Below are 2,741 nucleotides of genomic sequence, written 5' to 3'. Positions count from 1 at the left end.
GCAGACGTGAAGAATCCAACCGCGCCGGAATCAATACGACAAATTCGGTCATGCTTTCAGTTCCTCTTCGCTCAACGCTCGTGCTTCGTTTTCCAGCATATAAGGGATGCCGTCACGAATCGGATAAGCCAGCTTTGCCTGACGGCTCCACAATTCCTGTTTGTCTTGATGGTATTCGAGTTTGCCTTTGGTAACAGGACAAACAAGGATGTCTAAGAATTTTTTTTCCATGGGGTTACTTTCTGGTTTGGTGGTTTTAGCGAAAATCACTTTGCTCGTTTTGGCGAAACTTGCTGCACTCGTTTTCAGACGGCCTCAAGCGGCATTATTTTTTCCGTGCCGTTTTCTTCGTTTGCTGTGTACAAGCTTGGTCAGGATTTTTGCCATTGCACATGATCTGACGGATTTCACGGGCTAAGTTTGCGTTTTGACTGGATTTTTCGTATTTTTCGGTGATGATACTCAATATTGGGGTCATTGTTGCTTCAAGATAGCGTGGAGTTTTAGCGAGTATTGATTGACCCACTGCAGTGCCGTAAAAGTCAATCAATGCGTTGACTTCTTCCTGAGTATAAACCGTCTTTATGCCTTCCAAAGCCGCTTTATGCAACTGGGCACGCACTTGCGGTGTATTGATTTCAGCAATCAATTGAGTTGTATATTTTTTCAAGACTGCTTCCAACTGAGGACGTTTGTCTTCCGGCGCATCTTTCCAAAGATTCTGTACATTCGGATCAGAAAGCACAATACCTCCAACGCTTTGGAGAGACTGGTCTAACAGAGCATCCATCTTCTGCACCTCAAACAAACGCTCCAGCGACGCATCACTGGGCGGCGCGGCAAACGCATTGGCACACAATGCCAGCGCAGCGAAGGGTAATAATAAGGTTTTCAGCTTCATCTTTTTCTACCTTTCAACAAAAAATAAATATTTTCAGATAGTCGGAAAATTATTTGGCACACTTCGGCAAATGTTTGTTGCCTTCGCATAAAATACCATGTGTTTGCTCCTCAAAAGCAGGCGTATATTTATCGCTTGCATTGAGGTAGTTTTGACTCATGGTTTTGTGGATAATCTCATCACTCAGCTTATCGAAATGCTTAATTTTCTCGAGCGCAGACTTACCGGCACCATGCCCAAATGCTTCAGTCATCTTTTCTATATCCGATTGGCTCAACATATCCTCAAGATTTCCACCATGCTGTTGGAAACTTCTTATCTTTTTCAAAATATTTTTTCCCTGAGCCGAAGAGAAAAAACGGTTGGTTACATCCACTTCTTCTTGTGTGAATACTTTCTGTACGGCACGCTTTTCTTCATCCAACCATTGTTTTTTCAACTCAGGGCGGCTCAAATCGTCTTGCATGTTTTTCATATAACGGCTGATGACCGCCTTCATCTGCGCTTTTTGAGCTTTGGGCGTCATCGTTAACAAGCGTTCATTGTCCTCTTTATTCACCATCTCTAAAGAACGTTGTACTTTCTCGCTATAATTACTGCTTATCCCTTGAATTTCCAACCATTTCATTGCAGATTCATCACTTGGTTTAGCAGCTAAGCTTTGAGTGGATACAAATAAAGCTGCGCAAGCGACCAACAAATATTTTAACTTCATGATTTACTCCTATTGCGTAGTTTGAAGATCATCTTTAAAACATCTGTGAAACATCTATAAGCATTTAGATTGAAACATTCGCGGATACAAACGCCGCCAAGTCCGGCTCAATTATCGCATAAACAGGCAAGACCCACACATGATTCAAACCGTGGCCGTCTGAAAATTTGACTGCATCCTTTTCCGTGATAATCACCACATCTGCGTCCGGTAAATCCGCGGCCGTAATATCTGCATGATCAGGCAAGGCAACGGTTTGTTTCAAAGCGATATTCATGCTTTGCAACGTATTGAAAAAACGTTCCGGCTTGGCGATACCGGCGACGGCAGCGACGGTTTGATTTCCCAAGCCTTCCAAATCCAATTTCTCAAACGGCCTGTTCAACCGGTAAATCCGCCCTGTTTCAATATGGCTGACAAACATATTTTCAGACGGCTTAAATGCCGCATCTGCCTTTCCGCCACTGACGACGACCGCATCAACGGAAGCCAATCGCGACAAAGGTTCGCGCAAGCTGCCGTTGGGCAGTAAATCCAAATCCGTCCGCCCCGTATCCGCCGCCGGGAATACGGCAATTTCCATATCGCGCTGCAAGGCATAATGTTGCAAGCCGTCGTCGGTCACAATCAATTCAAGCTCCGGATGCGCTGCAAGCAATGCCCTGCCTGCTTCTGCACGGCTGCTGCCTACCGCCGTCGGCGCACCGGTTTGGCGAAACAGCAATAAAGGCTCGTCGCCTGCATCTGCCGCACTGCTGGCTGTATTCAATACATGAACCGCCTTACTCTTGCGCCCATAACCTCGGCTGATGATACCGACCTTAACGCCCTTTTCCTGCAAACCCGACACCAGCGCAGCGACTATCGGCGTTTTCCCTGTTCCGCCTGCATGGATATTGCCGACTACCACCACAGGCACAGGCAATTTTTCGCTTTTCAGACGGCCTGAAACAAAATCATCGCGCCGTTTCGCCGCAATTTTGGCAAACAGCTTGGACAATGGTTTTAACAGCAAAGACAAAAACGGATTGGGGGATTGCCAATGGCGTTCGATAATTTGGTGGAGTTTGGGCATACGCACGGCTTTTGAAGCGAAAATCAAACGATAATATAACACAAGCCCGC

The 2,741-nt window shown here is 45.9% G+C and carries 4 protein-coding genes; all 4 read right to left on the bottom strand.

The window, feature by feature from the left end:
- Positions 1–48: 48 nt before the first annotated feature.
- A complete protein-coding gene (locus ACTHS3_RS11370; RefSeq protein ID WP_003679524.1) occupies positions 49–231 on the bottom strand; it encodes a Trm112 family protein in 183 nt (60 codons plus the stop codon).
- A gap of 94 nt (positions 232–325) precedes the next feature.
- Positions 326–901: a DUF2059 domain-containing protein gene (locus tag ACTHS3_RS11365; protein WP_049335588.1), complete on the bottom strand. Its 576-nt coding sequence runs from the start codon at positions 899–901 to the stop codon at positions 326–328.
- Between the two features lie 49 nt (positions 902–950).
- Complete coding sequence (locus tag ACTHS3_RS11360) at positions 951–1,616, bottom strand: hypothetical protein (RefSeq protein WP_049344150.1); 666 nt, start codon at positions 1,614–1,616, stop codon at positions 951–953.
- Between the two features lie 64 nt (positions 1,617–1,680).
- Positions 1,681–2,691 carry a tetraacyldisaccharide 4'-kinase gene (gene lpxK / locus ACTHS3_RS11355; RefSeq protein ID WP_049335618.1) on the bottom strand — a complete coding sequence of 337 codons (1,011 nt, stop codon included), beginning with the start codon at positions 2,689–2,691 and terminating at the stop codon, positions 1,681–1,683.
- Positions 2,692–2,741: the final 50 nt, after the last annotated feature.

The sequence above is a fragment of the Neisseria sp. P0009.S007 genome (assembly GCF_051962515.1).
The sequence above is the reverse complement of the archived record's forward strand: the minus strand, read 5'-3'. Positions and strand labels throughout refer to the sequence as shown.